At 37.8% G+C, this 19,501-nt stretch carries 18 protein-coding genes and 1 pseudogene; 6 read left to right on the top strand and 13 right to left on the bottom strand.

Features of this window, described 5'->3' with window-relative positions:
* A pseudogene (locus D7V20_RS16215) lies at window positions 1-355 on the top strand (acetyl-CoA C-acyltransferase); the annotation flags it as partial.
* Between the two features lie 150 nt (window positions 356-505).
* Window positions 506-1,282, top strand: coding sequence for a 3-oxoadipate enol-lactonase (gene pcaD, locus D7V20_RS16210; protein ID WP_120385128.1), 777 nt, complete (start codon window positions 506-508; stop codon window positions 1,280-1,282).
* A gap of 165 nt (window positions 1,283-1,447) precedes the next feature.
* On the opposite strand, the gene D7V20_RS16205 is transcribed toward pcaD, so the two are convergent.
* The 4 genes from D7V20_RS16205 to D7V20_RS16190 all read right to left on the bottom strand — a co-directional run bounded on the left by D7V20_RS16205 (window position 1,448) and on the right by D7V20_RS16190 (window position 6,612).
* Entirely contained in the window at window positions 1,448-2,320 is an 873-nt protein-coding gene (locus D7V20_RS16205) for a pirin family protein (RefSeq protein ID WP_120385127.1), read from the bottom strand.
* 329 nt (window positions 2,321-2,649) lie between these two features.
* Window positions 2,650-3,588, bottom strand: coding sequence for an alpha/beta hydrolase (locus D7V20_RS16200; RefSeq protein WP_120385126.1), 939 nt, complete (start codon window positions 3,586-3,588; stop codon window positions 2,650-2,652).
* Window positions 3,589-4,009: 421 nt separating this feature from the next.
* A complete protein-coding gene (locus D7V20_RS16195; RefSeq protein ID WP_120385125.1) occupies window positions 4,010-5,845 on the bottom strand; it encodes a DUF1302 domain-containing protein in 1,836 nt (611 codons plus the stop codon).
* Window positions 5,846-6,021: 176 nt separating this feature from the next.
* Window positions 6,022-6,612, bottom strand: a complete 591-nt coding sequence (locus tag D7V20_RS16190) for an RBBP9/YdeN family alpha/beta hydrolase (RefSeq protein ID WP_120385124.1) — start codon at window positions 6,610-6,612, stop codon at window positions 6,022-6,024.
* Window positions 6,613-6,906: 294 nt separating this feature from the next.
* On the opposite strand from D7V20_RS16190, the gene D7V20_RS16180 reads away from it, so the two are divergent.
* Window positions 6,907-7,932 carry an AraC family transcriptional regulator gene (locus tag D7V20_RS16180; protein WP_120385122.1) on the top strand — a complete coding sequence of 342 codons (1,026 nt, stop codon included), beginning with the start codon at window positions 6,907-6,909 and terminating at the stop codon, window positions 7,930-7,932.
* Between the two features lie 350 nt (window positions 7,933-8,282).
* Here the strand turns inward: D7V20_RS16180 and D7V20_RS16175 are convergent, their stop codons facing one another.
* From D7V20_RS16175 to D7V20_RS16145, 7 genes are all read right to left on the bottom strand, one after another.
* Complete coding sequence (locus D7V20_RS16175; RefSeq protein ID WP_120385121.1) at window positions 8,283-9,293, bottom strand: YeiH family protein; 1,011 nt, start codon at window positions 9,291-9,293, stop codon at window positions 8,283-8,285.
* Window positions 9,280-9,615 (bottom strand): Rieske (2Fe-2S) protein, encoded by a 336-nt coding sequence (locus D7V20_RS16170; protein ID WP_120385120.1) that lies wholly within the window; start codon window positions 9,613-9,615, stop codon window positions 9,280-9,282. The genes D7V20_RS16175 and D7V20_RS16170 overlap by 14 nt, the downstream gene beginning before the upstream one ends.
* Window positions 9,612-10,268, bottom strand: coding sequence for a DsbA family oxidoreductase (locus tag D7V20_RS16165; protein WP_120385119.1), 657 nt, complete (start codon window positions 10,266-10,268; stop codon window positions 9,612-9,614). The genes D7V20_RS16170 and D7V20_RS16165 overlap by 4 nt, the downstream gene beginning before the upstream one ends.
* The gene (locus D7V20_RS16160) at window positions 10,265-11,620 is read right to left on the bottom strand and encodes an MFS transporter (RefSeq protein WP_120385118.1); all 1,356 of its coding nucleotides are present in this window, start codon (window positions 11,618-11,620) and stop codon (window positions 10,265-10,267) included. The genes D7V20_RS16165 and D7V20_RS16160 overlap by 4 nt, the downstream gene beginning before the upstream one ends.
* Window positions 11,621-11,740: 120 nt before the next feature.
* On the bottom strand, window positions 11,741-12,793 hold the full coding sequence (locus D7V20_RS16155; protein ID WP_120385117.1) for a BKACE family enzyme: 1,053 nt from the start codon (window positions 12,791-12,793) through the stop codon (window positions 11,741-11,743).
* A gap of 71 nt (window positions 12,794-12,864) precedes the next feature.
* Window positions 12,865-13,713 carry a TauD/TfdA dioxygenase family protein gene (locus tag D7V20_RS16150; RefSeq protein WP_120385116.1) on the bottom strand — a complete coding sequence of 283 codons (849 nt, stop codon included), beginning with the start codon at window positions 13,711-13,713 and terminating at the stop codon, window positions 12,865-12,867.
* Window positions 13,714-13,737: 24 nt separating this feature from the next.
* On the bottom strand, window positions 13,738-14,724 hold the full coding sequence (locus D7V20_RS16145; RefSeq protein ID WP_120385115.1) for a quinone oxidoreductase family protein: 987 nt from the start codon (window positions 14,722-14,724) through the stop codon (window positions 13,738-13,740).
* A 708-nt stretch (window positions 14,725-15,432) separates the two neighbouring features.
* On the opposite strand from D7V20_RS16145, the gene D7V20_RS16140 reads away from it, so the two are divergent.
* Window positions 15,433-16,263, top strand: coding sequence for an alpha/beta fold hydrolase (locus tag D7V20_RS16140; RefSeq protein WP_120385114.1), 831 nt, complete (start codon window positions 15,433-15,435; stop codon window positions 16,261-16,263).
* 150 nt (window positions 16,264-16,413) lie between these two features.
* Here D7V20_RS16140 and D7V20_RS16135 read toward each other — a convergent pair whose 3' ends face one another.
* Window positions 16,414-16,866 carry a DUF2147 domain-containing protein gene (locus D7V20_RS16135; protein ID WP_120385113.1) on the bottom strand — a complete coding sequence of 151 codons (453 nt, stop codon included), beginning with the start codon at window positions 16,864-16,866 and terminating at the stop codon, window positions 16,414-16,416.
* A gap of 140 nt (window positions 16,867-17,006) precedes the next feature.
* Window positions 17,007-17,717 carry a type 1 glutamine amidotransferase domain-containing protein gene (locus D7V20_RS16130; RefSeq protein ID WP_120385112.1) on the bottom strand — a complete coding sequence of 237 codons (711 nt, stop codon included), beginning with the start codon at window positions 17,715-17,717 and terminating at the stop codon, window positions 17,007-17,009.
* Window positions 17,718-18,081: 364 nt separating this feature from the next.
* On the opposite strand from D7V20_RS16130, the gene D7V20_RS16125 reads away from it, so the two are divergent.
* On the top strand, window positions 18,082-18,495 hold the full coding sequence (locus tag D7V20_RS16125) for a MerR family transcriptional regulator (RefSeq protein WP_120385111.1): 414 nt from the start codon (window positions 18,082-18,084) through the stop codon (window positions 18,493-18,495).
* 130 nt (window positions 18,496-18,625) lie between these two features.
* Window positions 18,626-19,432, top strand: coding sequence for a type 1 glutamine amidotransferase domain-containing protein (locus D7V20_RS16120; protein ID WP_120385110.1), 807 nt, complete (start codon window positions 18,626-18,628; stop codon window positions 19,430-19,432).
* The last annotated feature ends 69 nt before the right edge of the window (window positions 19,433-19,501 follow it).

The raw sequence follows: 19,501 nt of genomic DNA, 5'->3' as shown, positions 1-19,501 counted from the left end.
ATCTACAGCGGTAGGTGTTGAACCACGTATTATGGGTTTTGCGCCTGCGCCTGCGATTAAAAAGTTACTCAAACAAGCCAATCTCAGTATTGAGCAGATGGATGTGATTGAGTTGAATGAAGCGTTTGCCGCTCAAGCTTTGGCAGTGACTCGTGATTTAGGCTTAGCAGATGATACAACGCAAGTGAATCCAAATGGTGGTGCAATTGCGATTGGTCATCCGTTGGGTGCATCGGGTGCGCGTTTGGTGACCACGGCTTTGAATCAGTTGGAACAAACGGGTGGAACCTATGCACTATGTTCGATGTGTATTGGGGTGGGTCAAGGCATTGCTTTGATTATTCAACGGGTTTAAATTCTTCATATTGCTTAGGCTATTTAACTGCCGAATGAGATATAGACAATGATTGCATCTTTTGAATCGTCAACACCGTCCTTTTTGGAAGATGTAAGTCAGACTCTATGATGATTTTTTATACGTGAAGAAAATTGCAAGGACAATAAAATGCCAAACTTTAGCTCAAGTGATGTCACGATTCATTTTCAAACTTTTGGTGACAGTTCAAAACCTGCCCTTGTCTTTTCAAACTCACTGGGCACAAAGTTAAGTATGTGGCAAAACCAAATCGATCATTTTCAAAAAGATCATTTTGTGATTTGTTATGACACGCGTGGTCATGGGCTATCTTCTACCCCACAAGGACCATATAGCATTGACCAGTTGGGCCAAGATGTCGTAAATTTACTCGACCATTTGAAAATTCAAAAAGCTGATTTCTGCGGAATTTCCATGGGAGGGCTCACTGGACAATGGCTAGCGATTTATCGACCTGAACGTTTTAATCATGTTGTAGTATGCAACACTGCGGCAAAAATTGGTCAAGAGCAAACTTGGCTAGATCGTGCTAAATTAGTCCGAGAGCAAGGCTTAAAACCAATCGCAGAAACAGCAGCACTACGCTGGTTTACCGAACCCTTTATTCAAAGCCAAGCAACGATTGTATCATCCTTAAGTAACGACTTAGCAGCTAGCAGCGCAGAGGGTTATGCAAATTGTTGTGAGGCTTTGGCTAAAGCGGACTTACGAGATCAATTGAGTCAAATTGCTGTACCAGTATTGATTATTGCAGGGCAAAAAGACCCTGTAACTACGGTGATGGATGGACAATATATGCGTGATCGAATTGCGAATGCTCAACTTGTAGAAATCGATGCTTCGCATATTTCCAATATAGAAAAACCTCAAGATTTTAATCAAGCTTTAGTTCGCTTTTTAGTGTAATCATTTTTATTGGTCTACTGAAAATCGTTATAAATAAAAGAAAACCTCGCTGATGTGAGGTTTTCTTTATAGTACTCATACTGATTGTTTTGTTTAAAACAAATACCCCCATCAAATTTGATGAGGGTATTCAGATTCGTAAATCACAACACTGCAAAAGCAAGCTTATGACACAGGGATTTCTCCAAATTTGCCACTATTAAAATCATTAATTGCTTGTTCAATTTCTTCACGGCTATTCATCACAAATGGTCCATAACCTTCGATTGTTTCATTCAATGGTTGTCCTGAAAGAATGAGGAAGCGTGCATCTTCTAAAGCTTCAAATTCAAAATCAGTCTGACCATCTCGTTCTAACAAGATCATCGAATTATCAGTGACTTGTTGCATACCATTCAATACCGCTTTTCCAGAAAGCATAATCACCATCGTATTATGATCAGCAGGAACACTGAACACTTTTTTGTGGTTTGCTTTCAGCTCTCCATCCCAAACATTAACAGGACTAAATGTAAATGCAGGGCCTGTTAGATCAAGATATTGACCAGCAATCACACGGATATGACCAGCGCCATTTTCTAATTCAAGCATGGGAATGTCTTTAGCTTCAATGGCTTGGTACTTAGGTGGCGTCATTTTATCTTTCGCAGGTAAATTAACCCAAAGTTGTACCATTTCAAATAATCCACCTGTTTGGGCAAACTTTTGAGAATGAAACTCTTCATGTACTAAACCAGCGCCTGCTGTCATCCACTGTACATCACCTGTTTTGATCGTCCCACCACCACCACTCGAATCTTTGTGTTCAACCTCACCTTTATAAGCGATTGTCACAGTTTCGAAGCCACGATGCGGATGTGAACCTACACCCAGTTGTGCTGTAGTGGGTTCAAAATGGTATGGTGCTGCATAATCCAGTAATAAAAAAGGACTGGTTGCTTGATCAAAACGATCATAAGAGAACAAACCTCTTACAGGGAATCCATCACCAACCCAATGACTATGTGGATTACGATATATACCAACAATATTCTTCATTTAATTTCTCCTCCTTCATTGGAGTTAACATGGTTTTATTTTAGTTTTTTAAGTCGTGTGGATAAATACTTTACACGATAAACAGCTTTGCATATATAGGACAATATTGGACTTGTTTTAATTGATGTAATCTATAGAACAAACTAACGATCTAGGTTACTTAAATCAAATATCTTCGAAGTAAACAATGAAATATAGAATTCAAATCAATGTATGATAAAACCTAATCTATCGAAGGTTTTTAAAGTTTAAATTCTGAGCTTAATCATTCCATGATAGGTATAGTTTGAATACACTTGTATTCTTCATCTAGAAAACACATTAACAATTCAAATTCGTTTCGTAATATATTGACCAACTAACTCTAAATATTGTTCAGCCACTGGTAACTTGCCCGCAAGTGTAAAAATACCATGCATCAAGCCTTTTAAATGATGATATTCAACATTTAAACTATTTTTAACAGCTTTATTTAAATACAACAATGCTTCATCCCGTAAAGGATCATGCTCTAAGGTGAGTAAAAAAATATCACCGTTATTGGCAATAAAAGGTTGTTCAAGTAATGAAACTTGAGCAAGTTGTTGGCCTGAACTAAACAATTGCTCAAAAAACCAATGCATCGTACTTGCAACTAAAGGAAAACCTGTTTGATAGATCTGATAACTTTCGGACTCAGGAAGATAAGCAATCACTGGATACAAGAGAACTTGCGCTTTTAGTGCATAACCATAACGTTGAAAGAAATTCTGTCCTAAATGCCCTGCTAAATTTCCTCCAGCACTATCCCCCATAATAACCATACGCGTTGGATCTACAGATAATTCTTTTTGATGATCAATAATATACTGAAGTGCTCGTTGACAATCTTCAAATGGTACTGGAAATTTCACTTCAGGTGCCAAACGATAATCTACAGCAATCACACGTAGTGCAGTGACCTCTGCAAGTTTACGACAAATAGAATCATGACTGTTGAGGTTTCCCATAACCCAACCACCACCATGAATAAACAGTACTGTAGGTCTTACCTGCTCGCAATCAATTTGCTGATCGTAAATACGGAGTTTAATCGGTTCATTTTCAAAATAGTCTGCAATATCAAACGACTGAATATGCTCTAAATCTTGCATGATCGCCAAACTACAATTCTTCTCATAGATTGCTCGCAGTGCTGTAATTTCGCCTATTTTTTCAAATGATTTCCCACCATTGGCTAAAAATGTATCGATAATAGGTTGCGCTTGTGGATGAAGTAAAAAATTCAAGAAAATCCTCCTTGTTTATCACAAATAGAGCAAAGGCAATGTGCGATTCGATCAGCTATATTTAAAAACAATATTGATCATTCTGAGAACCTTGGTGATTTAAAATTCTAATTGATAAATTCAGTACCACGAATAATCACTACGACATTTAAAATGAGTTTTTTGTTTACCCTATTTAGGACATTTTTATTCATTTCAGCAAGACCATTCATCATGAAAATAACATGATTACACTGAAAATTTGTTGTTACTCGCTCATTAAAATGATCAAAAACGAATCTATAGAATAGTCATTTGATAGCGGTTGATTTGAATGTGATTCAACTTTTCCTGTTGAATTCAAAATTCTTGGCGGTAAGATGAAAAGACTTTGATCTGTTATGTATCGACAAATCAAAGTCTTTTTGTAGAAAAAAATGTTTTAAAAATTTGCTCTAAATGATAATGATGCAAAATCTCGATCATCTAACACACTAAAATCATTTGAACCAAAAAAGCTATAATATGCCAGTTCCGTTGTATATTTTTTCTGATAAGTTGCTGATAATGCAGCACCAATACTCATTTGCCCTTCTTGAAAATTTTGACTGTAACCATAAACATCATGGCGGAACGTTAGGCTCGGTGTAATCACTGTTGCAGGTAAAATATCTTGATAATTCAATGCACCCCGCATTCTATAACCGAAAGACCATTCACTAAAAAAGCCTTCATCATTACAAAACCGTTCGTTCAATCGATCAATTTCATCATTTGAAAGATGCGCCGTACCGTATGGCGTACATTTAAACTCTCCAGTTTCAGCATTATATGCACCGCTCGAAAGCTCACTACGACCGAAAGGCCCTACTCGACCAAAACGATAATCGCCTATGTCAGCAATATGATTTACAGCAGCTTCAGCCGACCAATTTAAACTACTTGCTCCTAAAATATTGGGAATACTACTACTCGCACCAATCGAAAATTGAGTTACAGGCAATTTTTTATATGCATTGATGTATTCTCCAGTCTCAAAAGATGTACCAGGTGGTGTTAGTGGTGTGTTCTTATCAAGTACTTGAGCATAAACAGTGTCTGTACCATTAAATTGTAAAGGATGATTTGGCTTATAAGTTAACTCACTAAAAACAGTGGTATTGTTGACTTTACCAGTCAAACTCAAACCATACATTTTAATATTTTCAGGATAAACAGAATAAAAATGCGCTGTTTTAAAATTTTGGATGCCTGGTGCAGTAACACTATATGCATCAAAATTTGGATTACGACTATGATAATTTGCAAAATACACACCCAGTTCAGCATTATTTAAACTAGGCAAAGTCTGCTTTAAAGACACCCCATATTGACCACTATCTTTTGCCATATGACTTGCAGTACGTGGAATATAAGTTTGTTCCCTTAATGCTGTTTCAGACAATTTATCCCCTGGTGCCAAAGTAATTAAAATCGGGCCACAATTTTCTGGAACAAAATCAGTCGCTGCAAAAAAAGTTCCACAACCATCATAAACTGAAGGTCTAAATTTGAACTGATAAAACCCTTCAAATTTCAGGTTTTTAGTCAACCCTGCGGAAAAAGAAAACATTTCTACAGGAATGATTTTTTCTCTAGGATCTCCACCCGGTCTATTCATCGCGGCAAGATCAAAAGCATTAATAGAATTCAAACCATTTTGAAAAAACTGTGATTTCCCCCAATTAAAGGTATGTTTACCCAATTTAAAATTGAAAGATTGCCCATTATCAAAAGTAGAATTCTTCCAAATATAGGCATCCCAAAGGTCTATCCCTTTGAATTTTGCAAGTTTGGGCCATGCTGAATCATCAAATGCTTTTAAATCACCATGTCCTGTCTCATAAGCATGGTCATACCAATATTTGCCACTCAATACCGCACCTTGTTGTTTCCCATTCAACTTCAATTCAGTATAGCCTTTGATAATTTGCGAAATTGCATCACCTTGACTAAAATTTGCTCGCCCATCATCTCCATTAATATCGACACTTGCACCGTTTTTACCAATACTATAAGCATCGGGACGATAAAGTAGTGCGGTAGATGGATCTTGAGTACTCCAACTTTGACCTAAACTGATCGTTGAATTAGTCTCAAATTTCCAATCATCATTAATATCAAAACCCACAGCTGAAGTTTTTGAAATCACCAATAGTAATCCCATAAACATGCCTAGTTTTTGAATCAAAATAATATTACTTTCGACTTTGCTTAAACCTATATACTTATTGACCATACGATCTCCATATCGCAATGATTTCACTAGTTATCTTTTTGATTACCTAGCAATTGAATTATTCTTTAATTGTTTTATTGACAGCATAAGTTGCTGATCTAACAGGTAGCCTAAAAATAGCTAAGCCATTTTCAAACCAAAGTTGAGTTGGATATTCAAATTGATTTTTTAACTTTTTAAGCCAATAAAATCTGCTCATCAATCAAATCAAGCTTTTGAATAAATTGCTCAGCACGGGTCCAAAGTCCAAAGCCTGCTGCGGGATTCATGTGCCCTACTGCGCCTAGATTGACCAGTTGACTTCCCCATTGTTTTGCCATTTCCTCAACTGCTGCATAACTGGCTAAGTGGTCATTGCTACTTGCAGCAACAATGCTTGGGAAAGGTAATTTTGAATTGGGTAATGGGTCCCATCCTTCTTGACGAAGGGTATCGGCACTTGGGTAATTTGCTGGCCATTCCATGCTTAAGTCAGGTGGAGTGACCAATAATGCGCCTTGAATATCATGTTGATATTTGGCCGCCCAATGTAAAGTCATCAATACACCTGCACTATGCGCAACTAAAATTACGGGACCTTGAATTTTTTCTAATTGCGCTTGGATTGCGGCGACACGTTTTTCACAATTAAGTTTGTCAGTTTCCAATGGTGGAACAGAACGCACATTGACCAATCGCTCTTCTAATAAGGTTTGCCAATGATCGGCTACATGATCCCGTAAACCAGGAATGATTAAAACTGTTGCTTTTGTTCGTATTTTTTCCATGTCTATCCCTTGACTGAACACTTGTTATGAGACTGCTGAATTGCATAAATTACATACACAATATAGAACAGACCTTTCAAATAATGCACATTAGGTGACAGATGCTTTTCATTTGATGACAAATCATATAGAACAGAGACCAATAAAATCACTAGCATTGCCAATTCAAAAAAAATTGCAAAACACATAAACAAATCATGCAAACTTAAGCTAAAGTAAAGGCATTAAAAGTCTTATTTTTTTGATGATGAATCACTGATCAGGAAGATCGGTTTTGATAGAAGGAGTTTTAAAATGGTTCCTCTTGCTCATGCGGCAGTGCTCAAGAATTATGTGACTGTGAGCCAGCAACTAGGCATTAATCCTTATTATTTATTATCAAAAGTTGGGCTCAGCCAAAATTTATTAAAAGACTCAAAACTACGAATTCCTGTAGATAAAGCCATTGATTTATTAGAACAATCTTCACAGGTCAGTGGATGTGAAGTTTTTGGCTTGCTCATGGCGCAACAACGTGAAATCTCTGATTTTGGTGAAATTAGCTTATTACTGAGTTATCAACATACTTTACGTGACGCCATACAGACCATTGTTCGTTATCGTAATTTACTAAATAACGCACTTGAAATTTTTGTTGAAGAGATTGGAAATACGGTCATTATCCGTCAAGAAGTCATTTCGCCGCATTCCCAATATAGTCGCCAAGGAACTGAACTGGCACTGGCGATTATGCATCGCTTCTGCGCTGCGCTGCTTCCTCACAAATGGCGTCCTTTAAGTATTCACTTTACACACAATGCACCAAACGATCTTTCGCTGCACCGTAACATTTTTGGATGTTCTTTAGAGTTTGGCAGTGAATTTAACGGAATTGTTTGCACGGCGACTGAACTCAATACAACCAACCCGCAAGCAAATATTGCAATGGCAAACCATGCGCAACGTTACTTAGACATCCTACCAAATATCAATCAATCCTCACTCATATTTGATGTGCGTAAAAGTATTTACCTGCTTCTTCCTATGGGCCGTGCCACGATTGATCAAGTTGCGCAAACACATGGTATGAATGTACGGACATTACAACGTCGTTTGGAAGCGTCTCAAACCAGTTTTAGCGATTTAATCAACGATGTACGGCGTAGTTTGGTGCTTCGGTATTTAAAAAATATCAACTACTCGCTTGCACAAGTTTCAGATATTCTTGGATATTCTATGCCGAGTTCATTTACTCGTTGGTTTATCAGTCAGTTTGGTATAGCGCCAACTGCATGGCGTAATGTCAATAAAAACATGCTCAATAAAGAAAGTGATTCTTAACTGCTGAATCAGACTTTGAATAACAACTGTTAGCTTGTTTGGCTTAATTGATCATTTTCAGAATTTATTTGTTTTAGTTTTTGAATAGTTGATTGTGAATAAGGTGTCTGCTGATATTTCACGATGAAATATCAGCAGACACCAAACAGAATGAAAGATGGATCAATATCAGATTGAAAAATAAAAAATAATGAAAGATTATTTTTTATAGATACTTACTCTAAACAATCTACTGTGCATGCAGTTTTGCAGATTAAAATTTGGCATACCAGCGTCTATTGATTAGAAATCTCTATATGACTATTGAAGCCGTTCTTAACTGGCGTTTTGTTAAACGTTGGAACCACCAATTAGAACCACCAATGCATCAAGGTTAATACCAATAATATAAGAAAAACACTTTCACCAACCATCAGCAGAATGGGTTTAATGCCCACAGTTGCAAGTTCTTTAAGCTGTGTTTTCATGCCTAATGCACTGATTGCGATCACTAAACACCAACTCGATAATCCGTTTAATCCACTTTGCACAACGGTAGGTACCCAACCCGTACTGTTAATACAAGCTAAAATAACAAAACCAACAGCAAACCAAGGTAATAATGGTGGGCGTGGTCCCGTTGAGTCGCCTCCTTGCATTCGGGTAATCATTGCTGCGCAAATAATGACAGGTAAAAGCATGGCAACACGCATCAACTTAACCACTGTGGCAGTGTCACCAATTTCTGGTGACATGCTATACCCTGCACCTACCACCTGTGCAACATCGTGAATCGTCGCACCTAAAAAAACGCCAGCCTGTAAAGGTGACAAATGTAGCCAGTTTACGATCATCGGATATACGATCATGGCTAAAGTAGACAGCGCTGAAACACCGATAACAGTAAAAAGTGTGGCCTTCTCTTTTTGAGGATGATTAGGTAATGAAGCCGATAAGGCCAAAGCCGCTGAAGCACCACAAATTGCTGTAGCACCACCAGTCAACATACCAAATAACTTATTAAAACCCAGTATTTTGGCCGCCGCTATAGAAACAGTAATCGTGATTGCAACCAATGAAATGACCAAGGCTATCGGCTGCCAACCCAATGCTGTAATTTGCTCTAAGGTGATCCGCATTCCCAATAAAGCAATACCAAAACGTAATACTTCACGCGCGGTAAATTCAATACCTGCTTTACACTTGCTTTCCGTCGTTAAAAAATTAAGTCCCATGCCTAACAGCAAGGCAAATAACATGACCGGCGCGCTATAATGTTCAGATAAAAAGGTTGCAGCAGCAGCCACCACTGCACTCACGATGAAACCGGGTAACAACACACGTACTCGTTGCCCAATATGCATTGATTTAGCACTCGTCATGCTGCTCTCCGGCTGAATTCATGATAATAAAAACATCGTCTTCAACAACTTCTACAGGATAGGAATTTACTTTAAATTGAGTTGAATTAAGCATATAACCGCTTTCCAAATCAAAACGTAAACCATGTGCACAACACTGAATCAATTTTCCATCTAATCGCCCTGTATACAATGAAGCACCTTGATGAGGGCAACGATCATCTATGGCATACAATTGAGTATCGACATTAAAAAGTACTAAAAATTGATCACCAACCTTTAGAAAGGCTCTTGAACCAACAACAGGTACTTTTTCATTTGGCACATGAAAGCGAAAGGTCATTTCAGTACTCCTTGTTGTTGTGCAAGTGTCTCCAGCATTACCTTGTAAAGTGTGTCTGCTGAATGAGCACCAGATAAGGCAAAACGATCATTAAACACAAAATATGGTACGCCTTGCCCCCCTGTATTCGCAGATATAAAGGGTTGCTGAGATACATCTAAATCATGACTTTTAATAAACTCGGCAAAACCAAAAGAATTGGAAATGTTGAGTAAAACTGACGTATCACCAATATCTTCTGAATAATGAAAATATGCCGAAAATAAACGTTCCAATAGCATCTCAGCTTGCTCAGGTGTTCCAACCTTCAACACTTTTTCAAACAATCGATGTGCTTTAGCCGTATTTGGCATCCGAGAGATACGTTCAAAATCAATATCAACGCCTACTGCATGACCAGCCTGACGAACCTGCGCCTGTCGCTGAAGCACTGCCGATTCACCACCTAATCTTTCAAGATAAAAAGCTTTGAAAGCAACGCCATTTGAAGGAAGGTGTGGTAATAACTGCACACCTCGCCAATTCAATTTCACCTCAATATCAGGAGCATTACTTTGTAGCTGATCAATTGCAGCTTGCAACTGACGTTTTCCGATCAAACACCAAGGGCAAATAAAGTCAAAAAATACATCTATACGCAATTGGCGAATCATATTTTATCTTCCACACACTGTTGTTGCATTTGGTCTTGATTCAATAACTTTTCTTCAGCCGCAATTTGCCCATCCAATCTAGCCATATCTTGGTGATAATGATATTTGGCATATAGAAATACTGCAGCAGCTGCAACACTCACCAGCGGCATAAATTGGAATGCTTGTTGTAAACCAATCACATCCGAAACACGCCCGATGACCAAGGGACCAAGAGCCAAACCTAGAAAATTATTGGCTAATGTCAAAGTTGCAAAGGCTGTACCATGCACAGAATTATGGGTCAAATTAGCAACCATAGCACTTGATGGACCATTGGTTCCCAATGCAACCAACATTCCTACACAAATCATCAGCAATTGAGCTTTACCTGCTGGCATTGCAAATGCGATGACCAACAATACACAACTAACTAAACAGTAAACGATAGCTAAACTAACTTTACGATCAGGACGTTCTCGCCCTAAACGATCACAAAGCATCCCACAAAAAATCGTTCCTACCGCACCACATAAAACAATAACAGCTGCAACAACACCTGCTGAATCCGTTGTCATTCCGTAATAACGATTGAGGTAACTCGGCATCCAAACAATAATTGTCCCACCAACAAACAACTGCAAACCACTACCAATATAAGTTGCAATAACTGAATGACTAGAATAAATCGTTCTCAATGGGCTTTTCGCTTGAACCGATTTTTTTTGAATTTTGGTTACTTCACGATGTGGAGCTATCTTTTTCTCTTTAACAACAATTGGATACAAAAATGCTAGCACCAGTCCAAACAGTGCCATACCACCGAATGCCCAACGCCAGCCAAAGTGTTCTGCCATGACACCGCCTAAGGCCATGCCTAAAAATGAACCAAACACACCACCAGCCATAAATGCACTAGCTAAGGTTGCGCGCATTTCTCTTGGGAATACTGCAACGACAACAGCAATACCCACGCTTCCATATGCTGCTTCACCAACACCAACCATGAACCGCGCAATAAACATTTCTTGGTAATTTTGTGCCAGTGCACAGCCTAAAGTTGCGAGACTCCACAACACAGCCATGATCGCCAAACTTTTGACACGTCCAAAACGATCCGCCAATAATGACAGAGGCAAAGTCAATATTCCGACCATAATCGCCACAATGCCACTCAGCAAACCCAATTGGCTATCGCTCAATGTCCATTCATTTTTAATTAATGGAAATACCGCATTTAAGACCTGTCGTGACATGTAATCTGAAATGAGCAACCCAAATGTTAAAGCAAAGATGACCCACGCATAACGACGTGGTACATGGACTGATGTATCTACACTACTCGCATGATTTGTATACTGATGCGCATCCATACGAACTCCTTGTGTTTATTATAATTTCTCTTTTATTCACCTAGAATTACGCTTCTATTCTGAAACGCAATTCCAGTTTCACACTTAACTTAACGCCTTAATTTTTTTCAAATAAGAACATCATTTAAGTCGTGGCACACCTTTTTGACCTGCTTGACGATTTGGTGACATACCATTGGCAAGTAGAGTTTCTTCAATACTGTCGTATTGCACGCCTATACGATAAATCTCACGTGCCTCTTGACCAGAAGCCACTTCACGACCTAATTCGTGAGCAATACGTACAGTCTGTTTAATTTGCTCTACCGATGAGAAACGCTTTCCTTGATGGTCGATAATGGTATCTTCATTACCAACACGTGCATGGAATCCCATCGCCATAGACATGGTATTAAACGGTAAAACATTTTTTAACAATGATTCTGAGGTTAAGGTACAACCATCAGGTACACGGTGAATAAAGTTGAAGAAGTTAAACGGATTCGGCCCATCAAAACCGCCACCAATACCAATCCATGTGATATTTAATGGCCCTTTATATAAGCCTTTACGCACCATACGTTCCAAGGTTTCTAAACCATGCATACCTGTTAATTGGAAATGGGGCTGAATGCCATTTTTGCATAAACGCTTAAGATGCTCCGTGAGCCAAGCTGGACCAGCGGGTACGGTCATTTCCGCATAAGCTTCTTGAATTGCAGGGTGTGATAACGAAGTCCCTTCCAAATATTCAGGATATAGTAATTCCATGATATTCATTTGGGTGGTATTTACAGCCACAGTCACTTGGTCAGGCTTTGGAGTCAATTCAGCCAACATATGACGTGTATCATCACTTAGCCAAAGCGCAGCTTCACCTTCACTTTCAGGTGCAAATGAAATTGAACCGCCCACTTGAATAATCATTTCAGGTACAGCTTCACGTACCCCAGCAATCAATTCATTGAATTTTGATAATCGCTTAGAGCCTTTACCATCAAGCTCACGTACATGTAAATGTAGAACTGTTGCACCTGCTTCATAGCACTCTACTGCTTTTTGAATTTGCTCATCCATCGTGACAGGAATGTCTTCTGGGAAATCTTCAGGCATCCACTCAGGACCATATGGTGCAACAGTAATCACCACTTTTTCCATGTTTTCTGGGTGCAAAGAATCATCAAAGAATTGCATGTGCATCTCCTATGCTATTTTTAAAATCTCAATTAAACAATTTGGTTTCAATAAAATTTATATTTTCTAAATCAGTATGTTGCATCACCAATGATACCAGCACGTTCCATTTTTCGATGACAAGCCGGGTAATCCATCACTGCATAATGTTGCGTACTTCGGTTATCCCAAATCGCGATACTGTTTGGTTTCCAACGCCAACGGACTTGATACTCAGGAATTGAAGCTTGGGTAATCAAATAACGCAAAAGATCAGCTGCACCAGGGTTTGCATCTTGCCCAAAGCGTACTCTTTCTTTGGTATGGTAATTACTAAAATGTGTCGTAAATGCATTGACATATAAAATCTTCTCACCTGTCTCAGGATGAGTACGCACTACAGGATGTTCTGCATCTGGATATTGCGCTTTTAATGCCAAACGTTTTTCAATAGGCATGACCGCACCAAAACTTGCTTCTATACTGTGATAAGCACGTAAATCTGCAATTTTTGCTTTGATATCTTCAGGCAAATTTTTATATGCCATGACCATATTGGTCCACATCGTGTCGCCACCGACTGTCGGGCATTCAACACAACGCAACACACACCCCATTGGTGGAATCTTGCGCCAGCTTGCATCGCTATGCCACGCATTCTCATAACGGTCTATTGGGCTGTCTGGACTTTTATATATCTGTACTAAACCCGGATGATCTGGGTGGCTTCCCACTGCGGGATGATCTTCTAACTGACCAAAACGTTCTGCAAATGCAACATGTTCTGCACGTGTTAAATTCTGATCTCTGAGAAACAAAACACGATGTTTTAATAAATGCGTACGAATTTCAGAGAATAAATCATCATCATGAATCGCATCTGCCAAACTTACACCATGCAATTCTGCGCCTATATTGCAAGTTAACTGTTCAATTTGCATAAGAAATCCTTTCCAACAACAAACTTAAATCACAAAAATTGATGAACCTATGGTTTTACGTGCTTCTAAATCACGATGAGCCTGTACGGCATCCTTTAATTCATAACGTTGATTAATTTCAATTTTGATACGGCCGTTGCGTACATGATCAAACAGCTCATTAGCCAATTCTCTTTTTTCAGCAGGATCTGCAATATAATCTGCTAAAGCTGGGCGAGTTATATAAAGTGAGCCCTTCATTGCCAATAAAACTGGATCAAAAGCAGGTATTGGCCCCGATGCTGTTCCAACACAAACCAACAAACCACGGCGTTTTAATGAGTCTAAAGACGACATGAAGGTATCTTTACCTACACTGTCAAATACCACATTGACACCAACACCGTTGGTAATCTCGCGAACACGTTCAGCTACATTTTCATGACTATAGTTAATGACATGATCACAACCATGTGCTCGTGCAACTGCCGCTTTTTCTTCTGAAGAAGTTGTTCCAATCACGGTTAAACCAAGTAATTTCGCCCATTGTGAAACGATTAAACCTACTCCACCTGCCGCGGCATGTAATAAAATCGTATCGCCCGCTTTAAAGTTATAAATACGACGCATCAAATAAGAGGCTGTTAGCCCACGCATGGTCATTGCTGCAGCAGTTTCACAGGAAATACCTTCGGGTAACTTAATCAAAGCATTGGCAGGAACTAAACGTTCTACGCTATATGCACCTAGAGTATTTAAAAAACCGGTGTATGTTACTCGATCACCAATAACAAAATCTGTGACACCTTCTCCAACTGCCTCTACAATACCTGCTGCTTCAACACCAATACCGTTTGGTAAAGGAATCGGATATGTACCATTACGGAAATATGTATCTGCATAGTTCAAACCAACTGCAACATGGCGTAAACGTACTTCTCCAGCACTTGGTTCACCTATTTCCACATCTTCATAGCGCATTACTTCGGGTGTTCCCGTTTCATAGAAACGTACAGCTTTCGTCAATGTCATTTTATAGTCCATGTCTTGTTTTACAGTGCTTCTCAAGCAATAGCTTAAAACTACAATACTCAGCTTAGGACCCACTTCACATTTGACGACACGCACTTATCCTTTTACGACATTTATCTTGTTTTAGATATTTTGAGCAAAGGCGTAAAATATGTATATTCATTCTAATCTTGAAGTTTTTTAAGCTTTATCTTGAATGAAAAGTATTAAAATGGGCTTGGGAAATAATAAGTTATACTTAATGATACTTCACTTTTTATAACCATATTTGATGATGCAAAACTGTACTCTGAAAATTAAAAAAATATAAAATTTACAAATAAAAAATGAATAATCCACATTATTTTTTTAAATTTATGATTATGATCTAATAAAATTTAGAACTTAAGTTGATTAAAATTTAACTGGCGTTTTCTTAACAAAAATTCTCGTCAATTAAACTGAATACTTTTAATAATTAATTTACTTTTTAATACTTGACTCTAGCTAGTTTCATAAAAACTCAAGACAAGTTATAAAAATATAAATTCATATATAACAATAATATAAATTAAAAATTAATACCCTTATCTTCTTTTTTAACAAGAAAACCATAAAACACATTGACCTTAAAGTTAGCTTGAATGTTATAGTTTTTACCAGAATCAGAAATACACTTTATTTGAGCTGATTCACATTCATTATCAATAAAAATGCGGAGATATTAAGATGAGTTTTGTTACTACAAATGACGGTGTCCAAATTTTCTATAAAGATTGGGGGCCGAAAGATGCTCCTGTCATTTTTTTCCATCACGGTTGGCCTCTCAGTGCAGATGACTGGGATGCACAATTGTTATTTTTCCTTAAAGAAGGCTTCCGTGTCGTAGCACACGACCGTCGTGGACATGGTCGTTCAACTCAAGTCTGGGATGGTCACGATATGGACCATTATGCAGATGATGTCGCAGCAGTTGTTCAGCATCTTGGTGTGCAAGGCGCAGTCCATGTTGGACATTCCATAGGTGGTGGTGAAGTTGCACATTATATTGCTCGCCATCCTGAAGATCCTGTGGCTAAAGCTGTACTGATCAGTGCTGTGCCTCCACTCATGGTCAAAACTGAAAATAATCCGAATGGTTTACCTAAAGAAGTATTTGATGATCTTCAAAACCAATTGTTTAAAAACCGTTCGCAATTTTATCATGATGTTCCAGCTGGGCCATTCTATGGATACAACCGTCCAGAAGCAAAAGTCTCTGAACCTGTAGTTTTAAATTGGTGGCGCCAAGGCATGATGGGCGGTGCAAAAGCACATTACGACGGTATTGTTGCCTTCTCTCAAACTGATTTTACTGAAGACTTAAAGAAAATTAATGTTCCTGTACTCATCATGCATGGTGAGGATGATCAAGTCGTTCCATACGAAATTTCAGGTTTATTGTCTGCAAAACTGGTTAAAAATGGTACTTTGATTACCTATCCAGGCTTCCCACACGGCATGCCGACAACTGAAGCTGAAACCATTAACCGAGATCTATTAGCCTTTATTCATAGCTGATGATCAATAAGCACAGTCAAAAGCTCATTTTTGACTGTGCTTTTACATAAAAACTAAAAATAATAAAGTTGTTAAAATCTGTCTAATCGCTACGAATTAATATCAAACCTATTCCAACCTAATACAAAATTACTGGGATTTTAAATCACGTTATTCAATACGAATCCATATTTGGCTACGCCCTATCAATGAAGTTCCAATATAACCTCTTAAATGAATACGATTACCTCCATTGATCAGTTTAATTTTTCCTTTATAACTATTACCAGAAAGTGGATCAAAGACTTTACCATGAATATATTCATCTTCTTTTTTGGGGTTTGGAATAAAATTATTGATAATTTGCAAACCAACCAATGATTTATTTTTTAAATCACCCTTACATTCTGTACAGACACCAGTAGTCGGTTTACCCGGTGTAGGACGAATAATTAATATCTTCCCACTATACGTACCATTTTCATTTTTCGTAATCAGCACATCGGCACGAGAAAAACCTGATTTATCATCAATTGTTTTCCATTTACCCGCAATGTCCTGCGCTAAAATACATGGTGCAGATAAAAATAATACGATTCCCAAAACACCCTTTATCAATTTCATGCGCTGATTCACCCCATAGCCGTTTTACTTTTATTCAATACACATTGATCGTTGATATTTTGGAGTCATGTTTTACCCAAATAGATACTTGTATAACTCACTATCTTTTACTTAAAGCAATCATTCGAAGATGATTAGTTTCATCCTCGTATTGGATTATCTTTCTCTTCTAATGCCTGAATCATACTAAGTGCAGTTACTCGTGCAGAAAAAGGATTTTCTCCAGTAATCAAGTTGCCATCTCGAACAACATGAGGCATAAAAGGGATAAATTTTTTTGTAAAATCTGCACCATATTCTTTGGCTAATTTCTCAGCATTGTATGGAACTTTCTTAGCAACACCTGCAAGGATTTCCTCAGTCCAAGTAAATCCTGTTATTTTTTTCCCATCAATTAAACGTTTATTATTTGATAGTTTTATATTGAGTAAACCACAATAACCATGACAAACACTGGCTACAATCGCACCATGTTCATACATATTCTTGGTTATTTCTTGTAAAGTGGCATTATTCAAAAAGTCCCACATCACTCCGTGACCACCAGTGTAATAAATCGCATCGTAATCTTGCCATTGAACATCTATAGGTTTTAAAGTATTTTCTAAAAGTTGCATGAATTTTGGATCATTTTTCCGCGCTAACACGGAGTTATCCGCAACAAAATACTCTAAAGATTTGGGTTCAATTGGAGAATTTCCACCTTTAGGACTTACGATATCCTGCACATAGTTCATTTTTTCAAATTCATCAAAGGCATGGGTTAATTCGCCAAGCCATAATCCAGTTGGACGCTGAATATTCTGGTACTGTCCAATATTCGTTACAACGTGCAATATGCGTTTGCTCATTTCTCTCACCTCAATATTGAAATTTGTTGATTATCAATTTATTTTATCCAAAATATGCAAAGCCAATTTGCAACAACTGGGCATAGCCATCATTTAGACTATAAACTTAAAGTAAACTTTAATGTCAATACAAATACGATAAAACCAGTCAATAAAATCATACTAATATCAATAAAAACTTGACCTTTAACCCAACTTTAAGCTTATGATCAGTTCTGTGATTTAAATTTAATACCCATCAGATGCTGAAATTACAGGTAAGTTTTGAACATCTTAAATATGACTTAAGCTAACTACGATTAAAGCTTAATCATTTAGAAGCCTCAAGATTATGCAGATTTGTAGTAACTAAAGGAAAAACCAAATGAATATTAGTGAATTGTCTAAAAGAAGTGGGCTTACTACCCCAACGATTCGTTATTATGAGCAAATCAAATTACTGCCTAAAGCTAAACGTAAATCAAATGGTTATAGAGAATATAATGATAATGATCTCAAACAGCTTTTACTGATTCAGCAAGCACAACAAGTTGGTTTCTCACTTGCGGACATTAAGGCATTTCTTCCTTCAAATCTAATGGGTTGGAATCATGACCAACTTATTGGAACACTCAAAGATAAAATCCTCGAAATTGAAAGTCTTGAACAAAAATTGACTTTAAGTAAGCAAAACCTACAAATGATGATCAACTCTATCAACAATAGACCAGAAGATATCAGTTGCGAAGAAAATGCTGAACGCCTATTCAATCTTTATTTTTCTGAAACAAGTAAATAATGTTCATCGGTTGATTTCAAGTGAATTACCTTGCTCTTTTAATCAAACATAAGAGAGAATATAAAAAGCTTGACCTTAAACTTAGCTTTAAGCTTAGAATCCTCTATAGGTTATCAATGAGGAACCTTTCATGTTGAGCGCTTGGCGTTTTAAAAGTTGGTTGGTCACTATTTTTATGCTTGTATTAACAGTTAGTTATGCTCAAGCAACAGAGTCTGTTCAATCACAAAGGTTAAAATCAAGTGCAAGAATCTTGGTGGTATTAACCAATCATTCTGCATACCCTTCACGGTCTGATCATACTGGATTATGGCTCACTGAATTGACACATTTTTATGATGTCGCTCAGGCAGCTGGATATCAAATGGATTTTGTCAGTCCTCAAGGTGGTAAGGTTCCTTTAGATGAACGCAGTCTGAAATCTTTTTATTTGGATCAATCTGCACGTGCCCATTTGGCAGATCCAAAATTTATGCAACGACTGAATACCACACGACCTCCTACAGCGATTGATGCTTCCAATTATCAAGCCATTTATTATACGGGTGGACATGGGACTATGTGGGACTTCCCTGATAATAAAGCACTAAAAAATATAAGTGAAAAAATTTATCGCCAAGGTGGTGTCGTTTCGGCAGTTTGTCACGGAGTGGGTGGTTTATTGCCATTACAAGATGAAAATGGCAAACCACTAATTGCAGGTAAGACCATCACAGGGTTTGCCAATATTGAAGAAACACTTTCAGGTATAAAATCTCAAGTACCTTTTTCTTTGCAAGATGGGCTCATTGAACGAGGTGCGAAATACCAACGCGCATTTCTCCCCTTTACATCTTATGTTGTCTCCGACGACAGAATCATTACAGGGCAAAACCCGCAGTCGAGTAAAGAAATAGCTGAAGCTGTCATTCAACGCTTAAGCACATTAAATAAATGAATACACTCCATTATAAATCGTTAAGAATTGCTAAAACCAGATAATCTCTATCTGGTTTTTTAATAATAA

Source organism: Acinetobacter rongchengensis (genome assembly GCF_003611475.1).
Classification (GTDB): Bacteria; Pseudomonadota; Gammaproteobacteria; order Pseudomonadales; family Moraxellaceae; genus Acinetobacter; species Acinetobacter rongchengensis.
This window is presented reverse-complemented; position numbering and strand designations above follow the sequence as displayed.